Source organism: Aequorivita flava (genome assembly GCF_038742595.1).
Taxonomy (GTDB): Bacteria; Bacteroidota; Bacteroidia; order Flavobacteriales; family Flavobacteriaceae; genus Aequorivita; species Aequorivita marisscotiae.
This window is the reverse complement of record NZ_JBANCF010000002.1, coordinates 151,323-176,337: the sequence shown is the minus strand read 5'-3', so window position 1 is coordinate 176,337 and position 25,015 is coordinate 151,323. Positions and strand designations below refer to the sequence as shown.

Here is a 25,015-nt window from a genome sequence, read left to right as displayed (position 1 = left end):
GGTGCACTATTGTATTGCGACGCTGTTATTATTTTGTTCCAGTACTTCCAAAACCGCCCGTACCTCGCGAAGTATTGCTTAATTCTTCCACTTCTTCCCAAACGGCGCGTTCGTGTTTTGCGATTACTAATTGGGCGATGCGCTCGCCGTGCTCAATGGTAAAATCTTCGTTGGAAAGATTTACTAAAATTACTCCAATTTCGCCGCGATAATCGGCATCAATTGTTCCGGGAGAATTTAATACCGTTATTCCTTTTTTGGCTGCGAGCCCACTTCGAGGCCGAACTTGCGCTTCAAAACCAATAGGTAATTCTATAAAAAGTCCGGTTTTTACTATGGCGCGCTGTAATGGTTTTAAGGTTGAAGGTTGGTCTACATTTGCACGCAAATCCATTCCGGCCGAAGCAATAGTTTCATACGATGGCAACGGATGGTTAGATTTATTGATGATTTTTATGCCGGTAGGTACGCATTGCTGAACCTTATTCGCTGAGGGCATATCTTCATTTATATTCATATATACAATTTAAAAAGGCCTGGCTGCCCGAGACCGAGATTTTGATTACTTTTTAATAATTTTTAAAAAATCATTTTTTTCGGAATAATACATAATAGCTGTAAATACTAATAACAACGCTGTTCCGAGATAAATATTTCCGTTGAAAATGTAAAAGGAAATACCGGAAAAGCCAACTGCCAACAATAGATAGCTGCTTATTTTTTTTACGTCGTAGGGCACATCGTAGTACTTCCGGCCGTAAAGATACGAAAGCACCATCATACTGCCATAGGCGGCGAGTGTTGCAATGGCAGAGCCCATATAACCAATTATTGGAATTAAAATATAATTGAGCACGAGAGTTACTGCTGCTGCAAAAATAGAGATATATGCGCCGTATTTTGTACGATCTGTAACCTTGTACCAAACCGAGAGATTGTGATAAATTCCTAAAAACAAGTTGGCCAATAAAATGAGCGGTACAATCTTTAATGCTTCCCAATATTGACTATTTGGAATTAAAATGCGTTTAAAAACATCAATATAAACTACTACCACCAATAAAATAAAACACCCAAAAAGGGTAAAATATTTTGTGATGGTTGCATACGTAGTTTTTGCGTTACTTTCTTTTGAATGATTAAAAAAGAAAGGTTCTATCCCCAGTCTAAAAGCCATTACGAAAAGGGTCATAAACATGCCGAGTTTATAACAGGCGGAATAAAGCCCCACCTGTATTTCGGCAATATTTTCGGGCAATAAATATTTTAAGAGAATCCGGTCAAAGGCTTCATTTATACTAAAAGCAATACCCGCAAATAGCACGGGCAGGGCATAACGCATCATTTGTTTCCAAATAACACGATTGAAGCCCAAACCAATTTTTACATAGAGCGGAAGTAATACCAAAAGTGTTACCGCACTTGCTATTAAATTGGCAATAAAAACGTAAGCCACCTTATTTTCGGGATACCATAGGGCGTTCCAATAGCTGCTATTAGCAGCTAGTTTGGGAAGTATTAAGAGGAAAAATATATTAAAAGCAAGGTTTATTACCACGTTAAAAATTTTAATTGCGGCATATCGAGTAGGTTTTTCATTTACGCGAAACCAGGCAAAGGGCAGTACCACCAAAGCGTCTAACGCCAAGATTATTAAGCCATAGGTAACGAACTCGGGTTTAAATTCAGAAATTTCTGCAATATTATTTCTTAATAACAGGGTAATTCCCAAAAAGAGTAAAGTTGAAACCGTTAGTGAGGTAAGGGTAGTGGATTGTACAATTTTTTGCTGCGAGGTGTGTTTGGTAATAAATCTAAAAAAGGCGGTTTCCATTCCGTAGCTAAGAAGCACATTTCCCAAAATAAGAAAAGCCATTACGGTAGAATAAATTCCGTATTCTTCGGGCAATAGCACTTTTACGTATAGCGGAACAAGAATAACCGTAAGCAAACGCGGGAGTACGGTGGCCAGCCCATAAATAAAAGTTTGCTTAAAAAGTTTTTTGAAAACGCTCAATTGGGTGAAGTTTTATAGCATAAAAGTATTGAAAATATTGGGCAATCAGGTAATTATGATTGGGCTTATCAATTAAAAAGTTCGCCAATTTCCCGTGGAATTTTTGTAGGTCTAAAAGTTTTTCCGTCTAAAAAGCACCACAGTGTTTTTGCTTCTACGATTGTTTTACCATCTGCTGGTCGAATTATTTTATAATGCCGTTCGCTTTTAACGCCTTCATAACTGTCTATCCAGGTTTGGGTTTCCAATTCTTCGCCTAAAAATGAAGGGTTTCTGTACGAAATAAAATGATTTAAAACTACCCACACATTTTCTTTGCGTTGTTCTTCGGTAGTTTTTGAAATCCAATGTTCTTCAGCGGTATCTAAACACCATTGAAGGTACGTTACATTATTTACATGGTTTAACTCGTCTATAGCCGAAGCCGGTACGATAAAGCGATGTTTATAAACAGAAGTTTTCAAAATCCTAAAATCATTTTTGCAATTAAAAAATAGGTAAGTATTCCGAAAATATCGTTGCTAGTTGTAATAAACGGACCGGTTGCTACTGCGGGATCAATACCTCTTTTGTCTAAGATAATTGGTATAAAAGTACCAATGAGTGCAGCCAAAAGTATAACTGAAATAAGCGCTGCTCCAATGCTAATGGATTCTAAATAACTTGTGTGAAATATAAAATGACTTATAAAAAGAACAATCATTGCGATTGAAAGACCATTAATTAACGCCAGCCCAGACTCCTTAAAAAGACGGGCAATTATGTTGCCTTTTAAAGTATTGTTTGCCAAACCTTGAACTACAATGGCGCTGGATTGTACCCCTACATTTCCGGCAGTTGCCTGAATAAGTGGAACAAAAATCAAAATTCGCGGAAAGCTCTCCAATATTTCCTGAAACCCAGAAATAATACTCGCAGCGCCCAAGCCGCCAAACATACCAATTAACAACCAAGGCAAACGGGCACGGGTTTGTTTAAAAATACCATCGTCTGCCTCCACATCTTTTGTAATACCCGCAGCCATTTGGTAATCTTTCTCGGCTTCTTCTTTTATAAAATCTACTATATCGTCAATAGTAATTCGTCCTACTAGAATGCCATCTTCATCAACAACGGGGAGAGCTTCCAAATCGTATTTCTGCATAATACGCGCTACATCTTCGGCTTCGGTGTGCACGTTTACATAATCTACTTTTGGAATATAAACTTCGCTAATATGTGCACGTCCGGGGGCGGTAAGTAAATCTTTTAACGAAAGCCTTCCTTTTAGTTTTCCGTGTTTGTCGGTAACGTAAATAGAGTGAACGCGCGTAACGTTTTCGGCTTGCCGGCGCATTTCGCGTACACAGCCAGCGACGGTCCAACTTTCTTTTACTCGCACAAGTTCTTTTGCCATTAAACCACCCGCAGTATCTTCATCATAACGCAAAAGATCTACAATATCTGCGGCGTGTACTTCGTCTTCTATGTGCCCAATTACTTGTTTTTGAACATCGTCATCCAATTCTGCAATAATATCTGCAGCGTCATCGGTGTCCATTTCATCTAGCTCATCGGCTATTTCGGAAGGGGTAAGCTTGTCTAGAATTCGCTCTCTAAAATCGTCGTCTAGCTCTATTAAAACTTCACTGGTTACTTCGCTGTCCAGCAGTTTTACAATATATGTGGCCTCTTCAGTATTGAGTTCGTGCAGCAGTTCGGCAATATCAGCAAAGTGAAATTCTTCTAAAAGCGCTGTTAGTGCAGGGCCATCGTTATTTTCAATGAGCTGTTCAACCTGCTCGATAAATTCATCTGTCAGTTGAAATTGCATCATTTTCTAGTTTTTGGGTGAGTGCTATAAATTGCGATACGGAAAGCTGTTCCGGACGTTGGCCAAAGATAGTATCTTCTTTTATTTTATCTGAAAGATTAAAAGATTTTAAACTATTGCGAAGGGTTTTTCTACGTTGTTGGAAGGCAGTTTTTACAACTTTATAAAGCATTTTTTCGTTGCAAGCAAGGGTAAAGTTTTCTTTGCGTTTAAGCCTAAGTACGCCGCTATCTACTTTTGGCGGTGGATTAAAAACTGTAGGAGGAACGGTAAAGAGATATTCTGCTTCATAAAAGGCTTGTGTTAAAACTGAAAGTATGCCATAGGCTTTGCTGCCTTCTTTTTCGCAAATGCGCTGTGCTACTTCTTTTTGAAACATTCCTGTAAATTCTGGGATTTGTGCTTTCCATTCCAACATTTTAAAAACAATTTGTGTTGAAATATTATATGGAAAATTACCCGTAATACCGAATTGTTCCGCTCCAAAAAGTTGCGAAAGATCATATTTCAAAAAATCTGCTTCAATAACTTTTAAATTCTTGTTGGGATAATTTTTATTTAAGAAAACGATAGATTCGGTGTCGAGATCCATTGCAATTACCGCCACATCCTTTTCAACTAAATACTTGGTAAGCACACCCATTCCGGGGCCAATCTCCAGCACATTTTTGTAACCTTGAAGCGAGAGTGTGTCGCCAATTTTTTTGGCTATTGCTTCATCCTTCAAAAAATGTTGGCCAAGGTGTTTTTTAGCGCGTACCGTTTCTGAATTTGAATTTTCTCTGGCTTTGTCTCGGTTTTCCTTTTTCATTAAAAAATTTGCAAAGTTTTTTCGGATTTGTACACAAGGGTATTTGCAACGTACGGAGGGTACCTTGGCTATTGATTAAAAATTTCGTTGTGGGCTTCGCCAATAACTTCGAGCTCGGTTCGGAAGGCTACAAATTTTCCTTCAAAAGGATTGCTTTGCGCGCGGAGCTTATCGGCATTTTCGGAATAATATTTTTCGAGCGTTTCTTTACTATCTGTGGTGTATTGCACGGAATAGGTTGTGCCGCCCATTTCTTCTTCTATAACTACGCGCGTTAGTAAGGCTTTTTTAAATTTTCCGGTGGCTAGCATAGCGGGAATGTGTACTGTTTTCATCCAGTTAAGCCAGGTGTCGTGTATGGCTTGATCTACATTTATCGTTACATTATAGATGTACATATTTTGTAAAATTTAAAATTTTGTGTGCAAAATTACAAATAAAAGGAAACCTAGTGGGTTTAAAAATCTTTAGTGTTAGGCTTTAATTTATAGCATCGCCACGCAAAGAACGATACTTTTTCCGCGCTTCAACAAAATAAATGCTATCTGCGTAGTTAAAGATTATAGCTTCGTATTGCGCTTTTGCTTTTTGCGGTTGGTTTAGTTTTTCTTCGTAAATCTGGGCGAGCCTATAATGGGCATTGTCTGCTAGGATATCGTCGCTATAAAATTCGGTAATTTTTAAATAGTTGCTTTCGGCTTTGGTGTATTCGTGAAGTTTTTCATAAACCAGCCCCTGTTTATAGAGTGCTTCGTCTTCAATTTTTTCGCCTTTATGATTGGTTAAAATATCATCCAAAACAGCAATGGCTTCGGTGTTTCTGTCTTGAAAAGCCAGCAGATCGGCACGGGCGTATTTTTTAAGTGCGGTTTGTGTGGAGTCTTCCAGTGAGTTATCGCGAATTAATAAACTGAGTTCCATGGCGTCGTTGGCAATTAATTGCGACGTAGATTTTTTTAGGACATCTAATTGTACCTGTGCCCATTCAAAATCGCCTTTAAAATAACTGGTGCGTGCAACTTTAAAACGGGCTTCTTGTGCCAAAACGTCGTTCTGTACTTTTTTCTGAATTTGTGAATAATAAATAAGGGCTTCGTTAAACTTTTCATCGAAGACCAAAATATCTGCGAGCGCCATTTTTACGTGAGCTTCCTGATAGGGCGTTAGATTTTGCTTTGCCAGCGACTTTAAATTTTCAATTGCCAATTCTTTATTATTTGCCTGAAAGGCTAAAAATTGATTGTAATCTACTTGTAAAGAATAGGTTTCGCGATTGCGGCCGAATTCGTCTAAAAGGTTTTTAAATTTATTTGCTACCTCAGGATATTGCTTGGCTGTGGCGGTTTTCACCTCCATTTTCATAAGAATTTGATTGCCTTGCAATTTACTTTGTGGCGTAAACGAATTTTCAATAATGTAGTTTACTATTTCCCTGCCGGCCTCGTAATCTTCATCGGCGATAGCTATATAGGCTAGGTTTGTAATTCCGCTGAGATTGTCGCCTAGGCGTTTGTAAATTGCTTTTTCTTGTGTAAAGGCTTTTTTATATTCTTTTTGTTGAATAAATAACCAGCTTAACAATTGGTTGTAAAGAACATCCGGATTTTGCTGCAACCGTTGCAAAAGTATTTTTTTTAGCAATAAATTTGCTTCGTTATTTGGATCTTCGGTGGTATAAAGACTGAAATATCGCTGCGCATTTCCCTTATATGAATTGTTTTTTTCTACCAGCCCCAAATAGCTATCGAACATTTTTTCCAATTTGCCCTGCTCGCCATAAATTTGCGCCAATTGCATGTTAAAATCTAATTTGTCGCTTAGCGCCATTGCTTTTTCGTAAGCCGTTACCGCTTCGTCCAACAAGCTGTATTTTTGAAATGTGTTGCCAATAATGTAGGAGAAATTTGGGTTTTCGTCAATTATTTCGATGGCTTTGTTATAACTTAAAGTAGCCAGTTCGGTTTTGTTTTGAAGGGTGTAATTGTGGCCTAACTCTACGAATAGCTGCGGAAAGTTTCGTCCGCTGCCCAATTTTTCCTTAATAAGTTGCTCGGCTTCTGTGAAATTTTCGAGCTGTTGATTGCTCTGTACCACACCCATAAAATAATCGAGTCGGTATGGATTTTCCTTGTTCAGTTTTTCATAAATACGCAATGATTTTTCGAACTCTCCTTGTTCGAAATAATTTTTTGCCAAAGCATCGCTCTGTGAAAAGCTTGCCGTAGCGGTAAAAATGAGTACTATACATAGAATTCTGCGCATGCCGTAAATATACGTAAATAGCCCGATAGCTAAAGGTAACTTGTAAAAATTATCAAAAACAAAGCCACGAATGAAATAGGTGTGCAATCTTATTTTGTTGGCATCCTAGTAAAAGAAAAGAGGCTGTATAAAGCGTAAGATTTGTACAATTTTGCTTGCTTGAGTGCAAACAAAATTGGTTTGCAACATCTTGCCGTTGAGGCTTTCGCTGAAACAAGCTTTAAATCTTACATTTTAAACAGCCTTTGTGCAGTGGGAAATATTATTTTAACCTAGTTCTTCTAAATCTAATTCGTCAATGGCATCCCAAGTTTCGTCTATATCCATATTGGTGCCTTTTGCTTCTAGGTAAAAACGGTTTCCTTCCATAAGTTGGATGGTGCTTCTATTGTTGCCAGTACGATATTCTTCAATGGCTTTTTTGCCATTTTTGGTAACAGTACGTCGGGAGCCGTGCTCGTCTTCTTCTTCAAAATCTTGAGACATGACCATGCGCATACCCATTGTCGCTGCTGCTCCTACTTGTCCTGCACCATCAATTATGTTTATTGAAAACTTTTTCGACTTGTCTTCGTTAGCATATGTAGCTTCAATTGACGAGATATTCATCATTCCTGCTTGGCCAGCTTTATAGCTTATGCGTTTCATTCCGTTTACCTCTTCTGGCATCCAAGATTTTAATTCTTCATTGGTAAGTGGAGTAATGTCCTGCAGTTCTTTTATATCATCCTGCATATTGGTCATTTCTTTTACCGCATTTGTAGTGTTGGAAACAGCATCTTTCGTTTCCTTGATTTTCTTGCTCACTGGATTGTCTTTACAGCTCGCAAAAGCTGCAAGAACCAATAGGGCTAATACATACTTCTTCATATTTGAAAATTTTAGTTAGTAAATAAATTTAATTAAAATACTAAGGTAATCAATATGAATAAGATAAGACAATTTAAAGTGAAAGATGGCTACATTTCCGAAGCTACTTTTTCTAATTGGGTGTACCAATTTTCGCCAAATTTTCGGATAAGGGCTGTTTTTACAAATTTGTAAACCGGTACTTTTAGTTCTTTTCCCAGAGTACAGGCGTCGTCGCAAATTGGCCAGCGATGATAGTTAACTGCCGAAAACTCGCTGTATTCCTGTACGCGCACTGGGTATAAATGGCAAGAAATTGGTTTTATAAATCCTGGAGCTATGGAGTCAATTGCGCCAGCATTATGGGCGTCTTCAATGCCACAACTTGCAATACCACGGTCGTTAAAGGTTACGTAGGCACATTCTTTTCCATCTACCAAGGGAGTTTCTAATTCGCCTTGTGTGGTTTTAATGTGAGTGCCTTGTTTTTCAATTGCCTCAATGCCTTCTGGCCGTAGAAATGGTTTTACTTTCGGGTAAATTTCTTTAAGGATAGACACTTCTTTTGGGGTGATGGGCGCGCCTGCTTCGCCCTCAATACAGCATGCACCTTTGCACGCATGGAGGTTGCAAACAAAATCTTTTTCGATTATATCTTCAGAAACGATCGTTTTTCCCAGTTGAAACATGCGGCAAAGATAGTTGTTTTGTAATTTGGGCATAGTAAAATTTATGCTTTTATTAACCACATAAAATTCTGTGGCAACCAATTATATTTTATAATTTTGCCGCCTCAAAAAAAAGGGTATGACTTTAAATTTCAAAGAAATAGCAACGGCCACAATGGTGCTTTTTGCAGTAATAGATATTGTAGGAAGTATTCCTATTATTATTGGGTTGCGTGAAAAGGCTGGCCATATTAATTCTGGCAAAGCCTCTATTATAGCAGCAGTAGTGATGATTGTCTTTCTTTTTTTAGGAGAAAGTATTTTAAATCTCATTGGAGTAAACGTAAATGAATTTGCCGTAGCAGGTTCGTTGATACTTTTCTTTATTGCTTTGGAAATGATTTTGGGCGTTACCCTTTTTAAAGAAGGCGATACGAGCCCTGATTTGGCTTCTATTTTTCCATTGGCTTTTCCGCTGTTAGCCGGTCCGGGAAGTTTAACTACGCTACTGTCCTTACGTGCCGAATATCAGCTTCAAAATATAATTGTTGCTATAATTGTAAATATTATAGTAATATATGTGGTTTTAAAAACTTCGGGGAAATTGCAGCGTTTTTTAGGAAAAAATGGAATTGCAGTAATTCAAAAAATATTTGGTGTAATTTTGCTTGCAATTGCTGTGAAGCTATTCACCTCAAACATTCAAGAATTATTTAACCATTGATATTATGAAAACTGTAATTTATATAATGATTGCCCTCGCTGCAATATTGGTTGTATTTAACGCTACCAAATTAAACTTTGAAAACCTGTTAAATGGCGACAGCGGCGTTGCTTTCATCTGTATATTAGCGGGGTTTTGTGCAATATTACTATTAACTATTCTGCTTATTTCCAAAAGAATTGCAGCGCAGACCAAAAAGTGAGGATTTTAGTTATTGCCGATAGCATTATTGGCCTCCAGTTCTAGAACTTTTAGAATCATGGGATCGTTTTCGTTTAATATAATCTCGTAAGCATTGGGGCCGAATAGCTGTTGGGCGATATTGGCTTTTAGGGTTCTTCTTAATTCTTCGGTGTAATTTGAAAGATCTATTTGCGCTTCATTAAACTTGGCATATTCTATAAATTCTTCTGAAAGGCTCTTATCAATTTTATAGTTTTTTCTAAAGTCTTCAAAATTCATATCTTTAAATAGGGCTCGGTTTTTTTCGAGATATTCAAATATAAAATAGCTCATAAATCCGCTTCGCGAAACGTATTGAAGTGTTTCGTTTTCTACACTCGTGTCTTTCGCCACAAATACGTCTGGAATTATTCCGCCGCCACCGTAAACCACTTTTCCTTTGGGCGTGGTGTATTTTAATGAGTCTGCTACTTTTATGCTATCTGCGTGTAATAATTCGCCGTTGCGATAGCGTTTTTCGTACTCATTGTAATAGGTGTCGTTCCCATTACCGTATGGGCGCTGGATAGAACGGCCGGTGGGAGTGTAATACCTGGCAATGGTAAGGCGGACCGCACTGCCATCTCCGAGCGACATTTCGCGCTGCACCAGACCTTTTCCGAACGAACGACGGCCAATTATTGTGCCTTTGTCGTTGTCCTGCAGTGCGCCAGCTACAATTTCGCTTGCCGAAGCTGAGTTTTCATTAATTAGCACATAGAGTTTTCCGTGTTCAAAATCGCCGCGGCGCGTGGCATAGGTTTTATTTATTTCGCCACTTTTGTTTTTTGTGATTAACACGAGTTTGTTGTTTTCTAAAAACTCATCAACAATACGTTCGGCAGTAGAAATATAACCACCCGGATTATCGCGGAGGTCTAAGACCAATTTAGTGGCTCCTTGGTCTTTTAGTTTTTCCAGCGCCGATTCAAACTCCCTAAACGTAGTTTCTGAGAAGCGATTTATTTTTATGTAGCCCAATTCTTCTTCAATCATATACGAAGCGTCAACACTTACCAGGGGCACCTGCTTTCTTCGCACTTTAAATTCTAAGGTTTTGTTTTCGCTCGGTCTATAAACATCTAGTGCAACTTTACTGTTTATTTCGCCTTTTAAATAATTGGAAATGCTGTCGCGCTGCACCAATTCGCCAAAAAGTTTTTTACCGTCGGCATAAATTATTCTGTCGCCACCTTTTATTCCGGCTTGCTCTGCGGGACCACCTTCAATAGTGCGAATAACGGCAATGGAATCTTTATAAATATAAAAACTTACGCCTATACCAATAAAGGCGCCGCGCATGTCGTCTGCACTGTGTTGATATTCTTTTTTGGGAATATAAACCGAATGGGGGTCTAAGTTGGAAAGGATTCCGTAAACGGTTACATCTACAATACTGTCTGTGTTTACTTTATCTACGTATTCATAATCTATATAGTCTATAAGCCTATTGAGCTTATCTTTTTTGGAACTGGTCGCAAAAATTTTTTCGGTATTGTCATTAAAATTTAGCTTCGAACCAATAAAAACGCCTATGGCCAGAGCCAATCCAATCCACAGCGGCAAGTATTTTTTTTGCTTGTTAAGTGTTGTCGAAGTTTTATTTTTCATTATACCGATTCCAAATCTGAAATATGCTGCACGCTCACTCCTGCTTTTTCAAGAAAAGCGATTCCAGAGTTGTCTTTATATTCATTGAGGTAAACCATTCTCTTTATACCTGCTTGGTGAATTAATTTGCTACACTCCTTACAAGGCGACATTGTAATATATAATGTGGCACCTTGGCAGGCCTGTGTGCTGGAGGCTACTTTTAGTATTGCATTTGCTTCGGCGTGTAGCACATACCACTTTGTGTATCCTTGATCGTCTTCACAAATGTTTTCAAAACCTGTAGGGGTGCCGTTGTACCCGTCGCTTATTATCATTTTATCTTTTACAATAAGCGCGCCAACCTGTTTTCTTTTACAATAGGAGAGTTTGCTCCATTCTTGGGCCATCCGTAGATAGGCAATATCGTATTTGCGTTGTTTGCTGTCCTTCATACTTTTAAATAGACAACGAAATTACTTTGAAGTTACGCCACTGCCAAAAAAAATGTTGTTAACTTCTTGCCAAAGAAAAAACTTGCTTGTAGTTGTACCAGTTTTTGCAAAGGAAGATATTTTTAAAATCGAAGCCTATTGGTGTTATTATGAGCTGTTACAGTTTAAAAAATCCAATTATTGATGAGCATTGGTATAACCATTCCTATTACCAATGAAGAAACTACCAAAACCCAATCTCTTTTGTTGAAACGGAATATAGTTTGAAAGATAAAAGCAATAATTAAAAAAACGATAACAACTATAATTTGGGCAGTTTCAATACCGAGGGCAAATTCCAGTAATGGTAGCAATTCCCTGCCGCTGTCTAATGCGGTAAAGAAAGAGGCAAATCCCAAACCGTGAATGATTCCGAAGAAAATAGTAACAATGTAGAGCATGCCAATTTTTTCGAACTTTTTCTCTTTTCCCGCGGTAAAAAGGTTAAATAGCGCCGTAACCAAAATAGTTACGGGTATTAAAAACTCAATTACCTTTCCCGAAACACTCACTACATTATAGGCTGCCAAAAGCAGCGATAGCGTGTGCCCAATGGTAAACATGGTAACTAAAATTAGTAATTTTTTCCACGAAGAGAAATTATAGGCAGCGCATAAAACTATTAAAAATAGAATATGATCGTAGGCTTTCCAATCCAATACATGGTGCAGGCCAAGATTAAAATACAACCAGAAATCAGTCATGAAGGGGAGTAGTTTGTAAAGTTTGTCAAATATACATTTTTGTGGGGAAGATATCAATGAATTTGGCCAAGGATCGAAAACTTTGCCAATGAGGTGGTTTTTAATTATTTCTAAAATAGTTGTTTAAATATTTTAAAAAATTGGCATGTTAATTATATAGCGTAAATAACACATAATTAGATATTTAAAAGCGTTGTTCAAAAAAATAATTACAAAAAAGATGTCATGTGTTTTTCATTTTTATTTTGAAGTATTATTGTCATTTTGCTTCATCTTTAACAGCTAATTTATCAACATCATAGAAACGGTATTAAATAAATTAAAAAGCCAATTATTTGCTTAGTATTGGGGCATTTAAATCCCTTTGCACGGGTAAAGTTGTTTAATATATTTGCGGAAAATCTCTAAAACATAATGATGAAAAAATTACAAATCTATTTAGTATTGCTTTTGGTATCTGTAACGATGACTCAAGCACAAACTTTCCCCACAACATCTTGGAGCGATCTTGCCGACACAAGTTGGTACGATGCCGGCCAAGACGAATTTACCCTCTCAACTGCCGAAACCTTGGCTGGCCTGGCACAATTGGTTGCCGATGGCAATTCATTTGCAGGTAAAACTATTTTAATTGGAGGCGATATAGACCTCGATGGCAATTTATGGAGCCCTATAGGTGTAGAATTCAATATTCCTTTTTCAGGTACTGTGAATGGTAACGATTACGTAATAAGCAATTTATGGGTAAATATGCCTACAACTGGAATGGCGGGTCTTTTTGGTCATACCGAGAGCGCTTCTTTTTCAAACTTGCATCTAGACACTGCCAATGTTATTGGCGATGATAATACAGGTGCTTTAATAGCAAACCTTTATAATAACGGTTCTATTGAAAACTGTAGCGCTATAAATGTAGATGTTACCGGACAATATACAACTGGCGGATTGGTTGGTGGTTTTTTAACAAACTCTACTATTACTAAAAGTCACGCAATTGGTAATGTAACTGGTTTTGCCCAAGTAGGAGGTCTAGCCGGTACAGGTTGGGACAATGTAATAGTTGCTGAATGTTATTCTGAAGGTACCGTAACTGCCGATGCATTAACTGGTGGCTTAATTGGTTCATTTCCATTTGCTTTTGCAGGCGAAAGTGTTGTAGACAATAGCTATTCTCGTGCTAATGTTGTTTCATTAATGGACCGTGCAGGGGGGTTAATTGGTAATGGAGACAATGCGTTACTTATTAAAAATTCATATGCTACCGGTACGGTAACTGCTCCTGATAGTGCTGGTGCTGTTATAGGTTTATGGGGAATGATTAATGCCGAAAACTTATATTTCGATACCGAAACTTCAGGAATGACCGAAGGTGTAGGTGTTGTTCAAGGGCCTCCGGTTACTCCAGATATTACAGCTTTAACAACTACCGAAATGAAATCTACCGAAACTGTAGATTTACTAAACGCAGGTTCAACCGAGGCACCTTGGTCTATAGATTCAAGCGTTAATGATGGTTACCCGGTTTTAAATTTTGTACTAGGAGTAGAAAACAACTCTTTTGATGCTACTGCGGTAAAAGTTTATCCAACTATTTTTGACACTACTTTTTCGGTTGCTTCTACTTTGGGATTACAATCTTATAGCATTTACAGCTACACCGGCGCGCTAATTTCTAAAGGAATTTTAAGCAATACAGTTTCAACAGTAAATGCAGCTAACCTTTCGGCTGGAGTTTATATTTTGAAAATTAATACTGCCGAAGGAACGATTACAAAGAAGATTATTAAGAAATAAATTTTCTAAAAACCTTAAGTAAACAGTGTAAAAAATCCTCAGAAAATCTCTGGGGATTTTTTTATGGCGAAGATTTTGTACCTTTAATTGAGTTTCTAAAGAATTCGATTATGAAGAAATTTACAATATTATTAGTTACACTTATATTGGCATTTCAAAGCTTTGGTCAAGATCCCGATCCTGAACTTTTTAAAACGTGGCAGCTTTATAGTATTATTCCAGATTTTGGCCATCCGGCAATTATTTCAGAAATAGACCCTCCCATTAGACCGTATTTAACGGTAAATTACAATCTTTCGTTCGAAGGTTTTGGAGCTTGTAATTCCTTTTCGGGAAACTTCATTCTTATGGGCAATTCTGAGGAATTGAGACCCATTAATTACACGCAGACCACGGAAACCTGTGAACACCAGATATGGAACGACTTTGAATTTTATTACTTCGATTTTTTTTCAACTGAAGATGATTACTGGTACAATATTTTTATTGACTCATCAGATGGCTTACAGCATATGCATTACACAAATAATCCTTTTGGTTTAGTGCTGGACTTTATTGCTGGAGAACCACTATCCATTCAAGACTATAATTCCGAAAAATTCAAACTCTACCCAAACCCAGCTACCGATCGGCTGTTTATAAAATCCGAAGACGCTCAAATTACAAAAACAATAGTTTATTCCATATCAGGGAAAAGAATTTTAGAAGGCGAACCAATTGAAGGCGCTCTAGATATTACTTCACTAGCAAAAGGAATGTATTTTCTTGAATTTACAACTTCCGAAGGTCATAGAAGCGTAGTAAAGTTTATAAAAAAATAAAGCCCCAACATCTCAGTTTAGGTTTTTCTTTATACCCGAGGTATCAGGGAAAACTATGCTGTTTTCTTAATTATTTCAATTATACGAAGAAAATCGAAAACCAAAATAATATAGCAATTTTGCCATATAACATATTTGTTATACATTTACTTTATGAAATCCAGCTCATTGATAACGATGATTGAAAAAGATGGTTGGTATATCGTTAGGACAAAAGGTAGCCATCATCATTTCAAACATCCAGTGAAAAAAGGATTGGTTACTATTCCACATCCAAAAAAGGATGTACCTCCAGGAACAGTAAATTCAATATTAAAACAGGCGGGGCTTAAAGACTAAGTTTATTATAGCGTTGAGAAAAAAGTAGAAATAGAAACCTTGAATTATGGTAAAAGTGAAAATTTATGTCGAAAAGGCGCAGGATGGGACCTATTGGGGTACAACAGAAAATTTGGAAGGCATAGTTTCCGTTTATGGGAATTCACTTTCTGAATTAAAAATGGATCTGCAAAAAGTTTTTGATGAACATTTGGAAGTTGCGCGAGAATTAGAAGAAGACTGGGTTGCCAAGTATGAAAACGGAGTAGAATTTGAGTATAAAATGGATTTGGAGGGTTTTTTCAATCTTATACCAGAGGTAAAGATTGGCTCAATTGCCGAAAAAGCAAAAATCAATTCTTCGTTGCTTCGTCAATACAAAACGGGAAAAGCTAACGCCTCTGAAGACCAAACTAAAAAAATAGAAAAAGCAATACACGAACTTGGGCAGGAATTGCTTTCGGTTTCATTTTAAGGCATATAGTAATTAATAGTAAAAAAATAAAGCTCCAACATTTCTGTTAAGGCTTTTTGTACTAGAGGTGGCCCCGAATCCTCGGGGGAACCCGCCTGTTGAAAGAACTGGATTTTGAGCCCAGGGCGTCACACATAAAAAAATCCCCCAACAAAAATTGTTAGGGGATTTTGTACTCGAGGTGGCCCCGAATCCTCGGGGGAACCCACTTGTTGAAAGAACTGGATTTTGAGCCCAGGGCGTCTATCACACATAAAAAAATCCCCCAACAAATATTGTTAGGGGATTTTGTACTCGAGGTGGGAATCGAACCCACACTCCCGAAAGAACTGGATTTTGAATCCAGCGCGTCTACCAATTCCGCCACTCGAGCAAACGGGAGGCAAAAATAAACAAATAATTGGAAATTACTTGAAAATTTATAAGGCTATTTTTTTAAATATCGCTAACTATTATTTTTACCTTTGTAGCCTATTCAAACAAAACCAAAAACAAATGCCATCTCTCGCACCAGACCCAAAGATTTTTGCCTGTAAACAAAGTGAAGCCTTAGCAAAAGATATTGCTGATGCCTTCGGAATTCCCTTGGGAAAAGTAATAACTTCCCATTATAGCGATGGCGAGTTTCAACCTTCTTTTGAAGAATCTGTCCGGGGAAGCCGCGTTTTTCTCATTGGCTCAACTTTTCCAAATAGCGACCATTTAATGGAGCTACTGTTAATGATTGATGCCGCGAAAAGGGCTTCCGCCCGCCATATTACAGCTGTATTGCCATATTTTGGATGGGCTAGACAGGACAGAAAAGATAAGCCTCGGGTACCTATTGCTGCAAAATTGGTGGCAAAAATGCTGGAAACGGCAGGCGCAACACGTATAATTACAATGGATTTGCACGCAGATCAAATTCAAGGGTTTTTTGAAAAACCTGTGGATCATCTTTTTGCTTCCACGATCTTTTTGCCGTATTTACGCAGTCTAAATCTTGAGAATCTTACCATCGCTTCGCCAGATATGGGCGGTTCAAAACGCGCGTATGCTTATTCAAAATTTTTGGAAAGCGATGTTGTTATTTGCTATAAGCAGCGAGAAAAAGCGAACGTTATTTCGCATATGGAACTAATTGGCGACGTAAAAGGAAAAAACGTCGTGTTGGTAGATGATATGGTTGATACCGCCGGAACCCTTACCACGGCAGCAGATTTAATGATAGAGCGTGGCGCCTTAAGTGTTCGTGCAGTTTGTACACATCCACTACTTTCCGGAAATGCTTATGAGCGCATAGAAAAATCGCAAATGTTAGAACTTATTGTTTCAGATTCAATTCCTACAAAACCCAGTAAAAAAATTCGGGTAATTAGCTGCGCAAACTTGTTTGCCGATGTTATGCTGAGCGTTAACGCCAATAAGTCTATTAGCGGGAAGTTTTTAATGTAGATTTATTTCAAAATAAAAAATCAATTTTCCTAAACCGATAATCCAAAATAAAATTTATCTTTGCACTCCCTAAAAAACAGCTTTTTAGGGAGTTTTTTAATAAATAAACAATTCAAACAAAATGAAATCTATTACAATTAAAGGATCACAAAGAGAAAGCGTGGGCAAAAAGGCAACGAAGGCCCTACGTAATGCTGGAATGGTTCCTTGCGTAGTTTACGGAGGGGATGAGCCAATTAGTTTTTCAGCAGAAGAAATTGCATTTAAAGACTTGGTTTACACTCCAGATGTACACACAGTTGTAATTAACCTTGGCGGCACAAAAGTAAATGCCATTCTTCAGGATATTCAATTCCATCCAGTTACTGATCGTATTCTTCACATTGATTTTTACCAAATTTTTGATGATAAAGAAGTAACAATGGAAATTCCTGTACGTACTACAGGTAATTCCCGTGGCGTTCGTAACGGTGGTACTTTGCGTATAGTTACGCGTAAACTTCGCGTAAAGGCATTGCCAGAAAACCTTCCAGACTTTATTGAGGTAGATATTACCGAAATGAAAATTGGTAATAAAAAGTACACCAAGTCTGTGGAAAGCGACAAATTTAAAATCATGCACCCAGAAAATACAGTTATCTGTCAGGTTAGAACTTCACGTACCGCTATTGTGGACGAAGTTGATGAAGATGCTGAAACAGCTGAAGGCGCAGAAGGAGAAGAAGTTCCAGCTACAGAAACAGATGATGTTGCTGCAGTAAAAGAATAATTTCTTTTTAAAGATAAGTATAAAGCATCCTGTTAATTCAGGGTGCTTTTTTTATTTTTACCGAAGATTCAACGTAATATGTTTTCATTTTTTAATAAGCTGTTTTCTGCAAAAACGGTCAAGGTTATTTCAGAAGAAAAAGATCCAATGAAAAAATTTCTTATAGTAGGACTTGGAAATATAGGTCCAAAATATGCGAATACCCGTCATAATATTGGTTTTAAAATTCTAGATTTTTATGCCGAACAAAACTCACTTACGTGGCAAACAGCCAAATTGGGTGATGTTACTTCGCATAAAGTAAAGGGCAGAACTTTTATTTTTCTCAAACCCAGTACGTATATGAATTTAAGCGGAAAGGCTGTAAATTACTGGCTGGAAAAAGAAAAAATTCCGTTGGAAAATTTACTTGTAATTACAGACGATTTAAATTTGTCTTTCGGTACAATTCGAATAAAAACTAAAGGTAGCGATGGTGGTCACAATGGGTTAAAGGATATACAAAATACCCTGCAAACCACAAATTACAATAGATTCCGATTTGGAATAAGCGACGCTTTTTCAAAAGGACGGCAAGTAGATTACGTCTTGGGTGAGTGGGAAATGGAGGAAGAAAAAAACATGCCCGAACGTTTAAAAATATCTTGTAATATTATTGAATCTTTCGCGCTTGCGGGAATGAACATTACTATGAATACATTTAACGGTAAATAATTTTGAAGAAATTTTCGGCAGCTTCCACCTATAAAAATGACCGCCAAAGTGTGGTTACCATTGGCGCTTTTGACGGGGTCCATATTGGCCATAACGCTATTTTAAAACGACTTGTAGCAACTGCCAAAAATGAAAATCTGGATGCTACCGTGCTCACATTTTTTCCGCACCCGCGAATGGTATTACAGCAAAATTTAAATATCAAACTGCTAAACACTATTGAAGAACGCACGCAACTGCTAGAAAATACGGGGTTAAATAATTTAGTAATACATCCGTTTACGCATGCATTTTCGCGGTTAACAGCTCTGGAATATGTACGCGATATTTTAGTGAATAGCTTAAAGGCGAAAATTATAATTATTGGTTATGACCATCGTTTTGGCAGAAATAGAAATGCCGATATTGAAGATTTAAAAGAATACGGAAAAACGTATAATTTTGAAGTAGTAGAAATCTCGGCAAAGGAAATTGACGATGTAGCGGTTAGTTCCACAAAAATTAGAAGGGCTTTAGACCACGGCGACATTGAAACAGCTAATACCTATTTGGGTTATAATTTTATGATTACTGGCGAAGTAATTAAAGGAAAGGCCATTGGCCGAACCATAAATTATCCTACGGCAAATTTAAAATTGGCCGAAAAGTACAAATTGGTTCCAAAAAACGGCGTTTATATAATACAATCAATAATTGATGGTACGAGGTATTTTGGAATTACAAGTATAGGTACAAACCCAACCGTTGGCGGAAAGGAGAAAACTATTGAAACACATTTTCTCGATTTTAACCAAGATTTATACGGAACCCAAATTACTATTGAATTTTTAAAATTTATTCGCGACGAAGCAACTTTTGATTCTTTGGAATTGCTTCGACAGGAAATTTTAAAAGATGAAAATTTCGCAAAAGCATATTTAAAGCAACGTGAATAAATTTCTGTTTAGGCAAATAGACAATATAGGGCTTGTTCTTTTTAGGGCGGTATTTGGCTTTTTGATTGCTACAGAGGCTTTTGGTGCAATTTTTACGGGCTGGTTACGCCGCACCCTCGTAGAGCCACCCTTTACTTTTAATTTTATAGGTTTCGACTTTTTGCAGTATTTGCAAGGAGATTTTATGTACTATTATTTTGTGGTCATGGGCATCTTTGGCATTTTTGTGATGCTTGGATACAAATATCGCTTTAGCATGATTGCGTATGCTATTATGTGGACTGCCGTGTATTTAATGCAGAAATCTAGCTACAACAATCATTATTATTTAATGATGTTACTGTGTTGGATTATGGCTCTGTTACCGGCCAATCGCTGGTTTTCCTTGGATGCTAAAATAAATCCCGAACTCAAAAATCCGGCTATGCCCCGATGGGTGCTTTTGGTGTTAATTTTTCAGGTTTGGATTGTTTACACGTACGCCTCGGTGGCAAAATTTTATCCAGATTGGCTCGACGCCTCTATGGCGGCACTATTAATGGAAGGCCGCAAACACTATTGGTTAATTGGCAGTTTGCTACAGGAAAACTGGGTGCATTGGGCCATTGCCTATACGGGTATTTTATTCGATTTGTTAATTGTGCCCTTAATGCTTTGGAAGCGCACTCGCGTAATTGGTTTTGTGATTTCCGTATTTTTTCATTTGTTTAATTCTATTGTTTTTCAAATTGGCATTTTTCCATATATGTCAATCGCCTTTGCGCTTTTTTTCTTTTCTCCACAAATTCTTCAAAAACGTTTTCTTCCAAAGAAGGAACTTTATATTGGCAACGATGTGGTTGTTCCGAAGTATAAAAATTTACTCCTTGGAGCGTTTTCAATTTATTTTGCATTTCAACTGGCACTTCCACTGCGGCATTGGTTTTTTAAAGACGATGTGCTATGGACCGAAGAAGGCCACCGTTTAAGTTGGCGAATGATGCTCCGTGCAAAAAGCGGTTCGTTAACGGTTTATGTTGCCGACAAAAAAGACGGCGCAAAAGAATTTTACAATTACAGTGTATTATTAGGTCGCAAGCAACAAGGTTCCGTTGCTACTAAGCCAGATATTATGTGGCAGCTCGCACAAAAAATTAAAGCCATTGAAGCAGAAAAAGGTCGTGATGTTGCTGTTTACATGGAAGCAAAGGTGCGGGTTAACCGCGGAAAATTCTATCCTTTTACCAATCCTGAAATAGATCTGGCAGCCGAGAAGTGGCATCCCTTTAAACACAGCGAGTGGATCTTGCCATCGCCCAAAGATTTGCACCGCCCTTTAAAAGATTAATTTAAAGTTGAATTAAAATTTTATTTGGCTTGTATTGAAAATTTATCGGTGGGCTTATCTTTTTTGTTGAAATAAATTTTTACATCGCGCTTGCCAAATTGTTTTGCAGCCTGTTCATCCAGCCCCATAAAAATATCTATTTTCCTTCGCCAGCGACCATTCATCTTATCTTTTACAATATAGATGCCTTCCAATCCCTCAATTTGTATTTCCTCGTTGTGGTCTAGCCCCATCGCAATTAAGTCTCGCGATACAGCAACGGATTTTATACCGTCTTCCAATAAATCGCCCCAAGCAGCTCTGCGGCTATTCCCCTTTTTAGTTTGATGTTCTACTGCATTGTAGGCCGTTGCCGTAACGGTTAAGGACGTCATTTCTTTTTGAGACTTTTTATTGGTTTGACATCCAATTATCAGAAATATTGAAAAAATTATAAATATGTGTCTAAATCTCAACATATCAATAAGATACAAAAATTTTAGCACAAAGAAAAGGGCTAGCAATGCTAATTGCTATACTGATAGTTAAAAATTGTTTGATTATGACAGTATTCCGGCAGTGGAAACTTAAAACCTGTGTGTCCTTTTTTTGTAACTTAGCGGCTTCAAAAAAATTAAGCAAATGCTACAAGTAACCGACATCCGTGAAAACAAAGAAAAATACAGTAAAGCCTTAGCCAAACGTGGCATAAACGCTGATTCTACTTTGGAAGAAGTTTTAAAAGCAGATGAAGAACGTCGCGCTTCTCAGGCACAATTAGATGAAGTTTTGGCGCAGAGCAATTCCTATTCAAAGGAAATTGGGAAACTTTTTAAATCCGGAGAAGTTCAAAAAGCAAACGAGTTAAAGGAAAAAACAGTTGAATTAAAAGAAGCATCTAAACAACTAAATGAGCAAATGCTTGCTGCTGCCGACAAATTGCAGCAATTGCTTTACACACTTCCTAACATTCCGAATGATTTGGTGCCTGCCGGAACCGACGAAAATGATAATGAGGAAGTTTTAAAAGTTGGTGAAATTCCCAAACTTATTGATGGCGCTATGCCGCATTGGGAGCTAGCTAAAAAATACGACCTCATAGATTTTGAATTAGGTGTAAAGGTTACGGGAGCTGGATTTCCGGTTTATAAAGGAAAAGGCGCAAGATTGCAACGCGCACTTATTACGTATTTTTTAGATAAAAATATCTCCGCTGGCTATACCGAATTTCAGGTGCCACTTTTGGTAAATGAAGCTTCGGGTTACGGAACAGGACAATTGCCTGATAAAGAAGGGCAAATGTACCATGTGGGAGTTGATGATCTTTACTTGATTCCAACTGCTGAGGTTCCTATTACAAATATGTTTCGGGGCGAATTGTTAAACAACGCCGATCTGCCTATTACTTGCACCGGATACACACCCTGTTTTAGAAGAGAAGCTGGTAGTTATGGCGCGCATGTTCGCGGACTTAACCGTTTGCATCAATTTGACAAAGTGGAAATAGTTCGTATTGAGCATCCCGAAAATTCTTACAAAGCGCTGGACGGCATGGTAGAACATGTTAAAGATATTTTAGGCGAATTAAAATTGCCGTACCGAATTCTGCGTCTTTGCGGGGGCGATTTAGGTTTTACTTCGGCGTTAACCTATGATTTTGAAGTGTTTTCAACAGCGCAGGATCGTTGGTTGGAAATTTCTTCAGTATCAAATTTTGAGACTTTTCAAGCCAATCGGTTAAAACTTCGCTTTAAAGATACAGACGGGAAAAATAAACTTGTGCACACCTTAAACGGAAGTGCCTTAGCACTACCAAGAGTTTTAGCGGGAATATTGGAAAACTACCAAACTGCAGACGGTATTAAAGTACCGGAAGTGTTGGTTCCGTATTGCGGCTTCGATTTTATAGACTAATTTATGTGCCGTGTATCTGCGGTTTAATTTCACTTAAAATAAAAACCCCAAAGATTTTTAAGATCTTTGGGGTTTGTTGTTTACAACGGGTTTGTGTTTTTACTATTTCTTTTTATAACTGTTGTAATATTCCTCCATTAAACTCATCAAGGCTTTTACTAAATCTTTAGTTTCCAACAACAGGCTAAAATACAATGTGGTATTTTTAGGACTGGATTCTTCGGTTCGCGTACGGGCTATTTGCTTTTCAATTTTATTGGAAAGGCTTTCAAAGATTTCATCCTTATTTTCAATTACACTTCCAATTCGTTCAAATTCTTTTTTATTGAATATGTCTTCAATTTCATTAAGGAATTGTTCCAAGTGCCTATCTATTTCCTGTAAATCTTTAATTTGATTAAATCGAAGTGCTTTGTGATTGTTGTTTACGTGCTTATAACTAGCTTTTGAAATAAATTCCAACGATTGCACTACATCTGTTAAATACCCCAGAATTACAATGTAGAAGTTGCTTCCGCGAACACTGGTATCATCAAGATTTTTAATAAAATAGAAAATATTATCGCGCAGTTCTTCAACTTCATCGTTCAGTTTTTTAACTCCTTTTTTGCTCTTTTTTAATTTTTTGGTATCCTGTTTTGCAAGACCACGGAGCATGTCGGTATATATTTTATTTGATCGTGAAACTACATTGCTAATATTTTCAGCACTTTCCTGAATAATACCTTGTACGGTTTTACTCTCGGTTTTCTTTAAGCCGCTTTTATCCATTTTTAGCTTAACTTTATTTTTATGCGAAACATAATTTCTAACCAATAATAAAATTGCTAACAATAAAAGCACAGCTATCATTGCGCCTCTTCCTATGTAAATTAAATAGGTTAGAGTACCGGCAGCTGCAAAGGCTACAAAGGCTGTAAAGAACCATCCGCCAATTACATTAAGTACGCCCGCCACTCTGTAAACGGCGCTTTCGCGGCCCCAAGCTCTATCGGCTAAAGACGTACCCATGGCTACCATAAACGTAACATATGTGGTAGAAAGCGGCAATTTCATAGAAGTTGCCGAAGCAATTAATATACCTGCTACTACGAGGTTTATGGAAGCTCTAATCATATCAAAAGCGGGTAGCTCGTATGTTTTGTGTTTTGGAAGATCAATAACCGGCTTTTCAAAACGTTTGTCTATTTTCTCTTGGAGCGATTTTGGAAGAACAAACTCAAAATACGTTGCTACTTGTGTGCTGGATTTTACCAGAAAACGAGACAGCATATTTGGGCTGAACTTTTCGTGGCCTTCGCCTTGACGCGCTAAATCTATTTCTGTATCAGACACGGTTCTTGCTTTTTTAGAAAACCACAATGTAAGTACCATAATAGCTCCTGCTGCAAAGAGTAAGTAGGGCTCGGCGGGCACTGCGTTTTCGAGGCTAGCCATACTGTATTGGGTTGCGGCAACACCAGAGGCAGACCAGTCTATATAACTGTGATAGGCTGCCATTGGCACACCTATAAAATTCACCAAGTCGTTTCCGGCAAAGGCCAGTGCCAAACTAAAACTTCCCACTGCAATTACTATTATTAAAATGCTCTTTTTAAAGATCATCATAAACAATTGCGAAAATATTGTCCACACAACAAAACTACTTCCTACTAAATACCAGGTGTTGTTATCTACAATTCCCTTAAAACTTCCGTAGAATGGGGTGCCTTTTAATCCTTTCATGAATATGAAATAACTTATTGCAGTAAGCGCAAGCCCGCCAAAAATAGCGCCGAAATATTTCATCTTTTGCTCAATATGAAAGGTGAAAATAAGTCGGGACAGATATTGTACAATGGCCCCAATTGTAAAGGCGATGACGACCGAGAGAATAATTCCTATAATAATTTCAACTGCTTTTTCGGTATTTATATATTTAGTTAGTGCCGAAAATGTTTCGCCATCGGTGTGGCTAATTTTTATTAATGCCATAATTACGGCGGCACCTAAAAGTTCAAAAACTATAGATACAGTAGTAGAAGTAGGTAAGCCAATAGTATTGAAAAAGTCAAGCAGTAAGATATCGGTTATCATTACCGCCATAAAAATTATCATAATTTCATCGAAGTAAAATTCGCTGGGAACAAAGATGCCCTTTCGGGCTACCTCCATCATTCCGCTGGAAAAAACGGCTCCTATAAAAATACCCAAACTGGCAATTATTAAAATACCTTTAAACGGAATTGCCTTTGAACCAATGGCGGAGTTTAAAAAATTTACGGCATCGTTGCTTACGCCAACTACTAGATCTGCTATGGCCAGTGCCACTAGCGCAACTATCATTAATAAATATAGATTTTCCATTTTAATTTTAAATTAAGTTGGTGCAAATTTCCTAC

At 37.6% G+C, this 25,015-nt stretch carries 26 protein-coding genes and 1 tRNA gene; 12 read left to right on the top strand and 15 right to left on the bottom strand.

The features are described from left to right. Nucleotides 1-28 precede the first annotated feature (28 nt). The 9 genes from dut to VZD24_RS03135 form a co-directional block, all read right to left on the bottom strand. Nucleotides 29-499 (bottom strand): dUTP diphosphatase, encoded by a 471-nt coding sequence (dut, locus tag VZD24_RS03175; RefSeq protein ID WP_342686961.1) that lies wholly within the window; start codon nt 497-499, stop codon nt 29-31. 63 nt (nt 500-562) lie between these two features. Continuing rightward, a complete protein-coding gene (locus tag VZD24_RS03170; RefSeq protein WP_342686893.1) occupies nt 563-2,017 on the bottom strand; it encodes an oligosaccharide flippase family protein in 1,455 nt (484 codons plus the stop codon). Nucleotides 2,018-2,085: 68 nt separating this feature from the next. Next, nucleotides 2,086-2,481 carry an acyl-CoA thioesterase gene (locus tag VZD24_RS03165; protein WP_342686894.1) on the bottom strand — a complete coding sequence of 132 codons (396 nt, stop codon included), beginning with the start codon at nt 2,479-2,481 and terminating at the stop codon, nt 2,086-2,088. Further along, nucleotides 2,478-3,833, bottom strand: coding sequence for a magnesium transporter (mgtE, locus tag VZD24_RS03160; protein ID WP_279449830.1), 1,356 nt, complete (start codon nt 3,831-3,833; stop codon nt 2,478-2,480). Before mgtE ends, VZD24_RS03165 begins: the two co-directional genes overlap by 4 nt. Then, entirely contained in the window at nt 3,808-4,641 is an 834-nt protein-coding gene (gene rsmA / locus VZD24_RS03155; protein WP_279449831.1) for a 16S rRNA (adenine(1518)-N(6)/adenine(1519)-N(6))-dimethyltransferase RsmA, read from the bottom strand. Before rsmA ends, mgtE begins: the two co-directional genes overlap by 26 nt. Nucleotides 4,642-4,709: 68 nt before the next feature. Continuing rightward, the gene (locus tag VZD24_RS03150; RefSeq protein ID WP_279449832.1) at nt 4,710-5,039 is read right to left on the bottom strand and encodes a DUF4286 family protein; all 330 of its coding nucleotides are present in this window, start codon (nt 5,037-5,039) and stop codon (nt 4,710-4,712) included. 82 nt (nt 5,040-5,121) lie between these two features. After that, on the bottom strand, nt 5,122-6,990 hold the full coding sequence (locus VZD24_RS03145) for a tetratricopeptide repeat protein (protein WP_342686895.1): 1,869 nt from the start codon (nt 6,988-6,990) through the stop codon (nt 5,122-5,124). A gap of 180 nt (nt 6,991-7,170) precedes the next feature. Next, nucleotides 7,171-7,773, bottom strand: coding sequence for a hypothetical protein (locus tag VZD24_RS03140; protein WP_279449833.1), 603 nt, complete (start codon nt 7,771-7,773; stop codon nt 7,171-7,173). Between the two features lie 89 nt (nt 7,774-7,862). Further along, nucleotides 7,863-8,441: a DUF3109 family protein gene (locus VZD24_RS03135; protein WP_342686962.1), complete on the bottom strand. Its 579-nt coding sequence runs from the start codon at nt 8,439-8,441 to the stop codon at nt 7,863-7,865. A 118-nt stretch (nt 8,442-8,559) separates the two neighbouring features. Here VZD24_RS03135 and VZD24_RS03130 point away from each other — a divergent pair, with 118 nt between their 5' ends. Together VZD24_RS03130 and VZD24_RS03125 are read left to right on the top strand one after the other, a co-directional pair. Then, complete coding sequence (locus VZD24_RS03130; RefSeq protein ID WP_279449834.1) at nt 8,560-9,144, top strand: MarC family protein; 585 nt, start codon at nt 8,560-8,562, stop codon at nt 9,142-9,144. Nucleotides 9,145-9,148: 4 nt separating this feature from the next. Beyond that, nucleotides 9,149-9,346 (top strand): hypothetical protein, encoded by a 198-nt coding sequence (locus VZD24_RS03125; protein ID WP_279449835.1) that lies wholly within the window; start codon nt 9,149-9,151, stop codon nt 9,344-9,346. 5 nt (nt 9,347-9,351) lie between these two features. Here VZD24_RS03125 and VZD24_RS03120 read toward each other — a convergent pair whose 3' ends face one another. The 3 genes from VZD24_RS03120 to VZD24_RS03110 all read right to left on the bottom strand — a co-directional run bounded on the left by VZD24_RS03120 (nt 9,352) and on the right by VZD24_RS03110 (nt 12,154). Continuing rightward, the gene (locus VZD24_RS03120) at nt 9,352-10,977 is read right to left on the bottom strand and encodes a S41 family peptidase (RefSeq protein ID WP_279449836.1); all 1,626 of its coding nucleotides are present in this window, start codon (nt 10,975-10,977) and stop codon (nt 9,352-9,354) included. Further along, nucleotides 10,977-11,411: a deoxycytidylate deaminase gene (locus VZD24_RS03115; RefSeq protein WP_279449837.1), complete on the bottom strand. Its 435-nt coding sequence runs from the start codon at nt 11,409-11,411 to the stop codon at nt 10,977-10,979. The genes VZD24_RS03120 and VZD24_RS03115 overlap by 1 nt, the downstream gene beginning before the upstream one ends. A gap of 164 nt (nt 11,412-11,575) precedes the next feature. After that, the gene (locus VZD24_RS03110; RefSeq protein WP_279449838.1) at nt 11,576-12,154 is read right to left on the bottom strand and encodes a HupE/UreJ family protein; all 579 of its coding nucleotides are present in this window, start codon (nt 12,152-12,154) and stop codon (nt 11,576-11,578) included. Nucleotides 12,155-12,568: 414 nt separating this feature from the next. On the opposite strand from VZD24_RS03110, the gene VZD24_RS03105 reads away from it, so the two are divergent. From VZD24_RS03105 to VZD24_RS03090, 4 genes are all read left to right on the top strand, one after another. Next, entirely contained in the window at nt 12,569-13,948 is a 1,380-nt protein-coding gene (locus VZD24_RS03105; RefSeq protein ID WP_342688763.1) for a T9SS type A sorting domain-containing protein, read from the top strand. A 110-nt stretch (nt 13,949-14,058) separates the two neighbouring features. Continuing rightward, nucleotides 14,059-14,769 carry a T9SS type A sorting domain-containing protein gene (locus VZD24_RS03100; protein ID WP_342686897.1) on the top strand — a complete coding sequence of 237 codons (711 nt, stop codon included), beginning with the start codon at nt 14,059-14,061 and terminating at the stop codon, nt 14,767-14,769. A gap of 153 nt (nt 14,770-14,922) precedes the next feature. Continuing rightward, nucleotides 14,923-15,108 (top strand): type II toxin-antitoxin system HicA family toxin, encoded by a 186-nt coding sequence (locus tag VZD24_RS03095; RefSeq protein WP_279449841.1) that lies wholly within the window; start codon nt 14,923-14,925, stop codon nt 15,106-15,108. A gap of 46 nt (nt 15,109-15,154) precedes the next feature. After that, a complete protein-coding gene (locus tag VZD24_RS03090; RefSeq protein WP_279449842.1) occupies nt 15,155-15,562 on the top strand; it encodes a type II toxin-antitoxin system HicB family antitoxin in 408 nt (135 codons plus the stop codon). Nucleotides 15,563-15,853: 291 nt separating this feature from the next. On the opposite strand, the gene VZD24_RS03085 is transcribed toward VZD24_RS03090, so the two are convergent. Next, a tRNA-Leu gene (locus VZD24_RS03085) sits at nt 15,854-15,935 on the bottom strand. Nucleotides 15,936-16,057: 122 nt separating this feature from the next. Here VZD24_RS03085 and VZD24_RS03080 point away from each other — a divergent pair. The 5 genes from VZD24_RS03080 (at nt 16,058) to VZD24_RS03060 (ending at nt 20,741) form a co-directional block, all read left to right on the top strand. Continuing rightward, the gene (locus VZD24_RS03080; protein WP_279449843.1) at nt 16,058-16,996 is read left to right on the top strand and encodes a ribose-phosphate pyrophosphokinase; all 939 of its coding nucleotides are present in this window, start codon (nt 16,058-16,060) and stop codon (nt 16,994-16,996) included. A gap of 121 nt (nt 16,997-17,117) precedes the next feature. Beyond that, nucleotides 17,118-17,765, top strand: coding sequence for a 50S ribosomal protein L25/general stress protein Ctc (locus tag VZD24_RS03075; RefSeq protein WP_279449844.1), 648 nt, complete (start codon nt 17,118-17,120; stop codon nt 17,763-17,765). A gap of 78 nt (nt 17,766-17,843) precedes the next feature. After that, nucleotides 17,844-18,479 carry an aminoacyl-tRNA hydrolase gene (gene pth, locus VZD24_RS03070; RefSeq protein WP_279449845.1) on the top strand — a complete coding sequence of 212 codons (636 nt, stop codon included), beginning with the start codon at nt 17,844-17,846 and terminating at the stop codon, nt 18,477-18,479. A 2-nt stretch (nt 18,480-18,481) separates the two neighbouring features. Next, entirely contained in the window at nt 18,482-19,414 is a 933-nt protein-coding gene (locus VZD24_RS03065) for a bifunctional riboflavin kinase/FAD synthetase (protein ID WP_279449846.1), read from the top strand. Then, on the top strand, nt 19,407-20,741 hold the full coding sequence (locus VZD24_RS03060; protein ID WP_279449847.1) for an HTTM domain-containing protein: 1,335 nt from the start codon (nt 19,407-19,409) through the stop codon (nt 20,739-20,741). Before VZD24_RS03065 ends, VZD24_RS03060 begins: the two co-directional genes overlap by 8 nt. Nucleotides 20,742-20,761: 20 nt before the next feature. On the opposite strand, the gene VZD24_RS03055 is transcribed toward VZD24_RS03060, so the two are convergent. Next, nucleotides 20,762-21,115 carry a 3D domain-containing protein gene (locus VZD24_RS03055; protein WP_342686898.1) on the bottom strand — a complete coding sequence of 118 codons (354 nt, stop codon included), beginning with the start codon at nt 21,113-21,115 and terminating at the stop codon, nt 20,762-20,764. A gap of 247 nt (nt 21,116-21,362) precedes the next feature. On the opposite strand from VZD24_RS03055, the gene serS reads away from it, so the two are divergent. Beyond that, nucleotides 21,363-22,634, top strand: a complete 1,272-nt coding sequence (gene serS / locus VZD24_RS03050; protein WP_279449849.1) for a serine--tRNA ligase — start codon at nt 21,363-21,365, stop codon at nt 22,632-22,634. A gap of 102 nt (nt 22,635-22,736) precedes the next feature. On the opposite strand, the gene VZD24_RS03045 is transcribed toward serS, so the two are convergent. Then, entirely contained in the window at nt 22,737-24,980 is a 2,244-nt protein-coding gene (locus VZD24_RS03045) for an inorganic phosphate transporter (RefSeq protein ID WP_342686899.1), read from the bottom strand. Between the last annotated feature and the right edge of the window lie 35 nt (nt 24,981-25,015).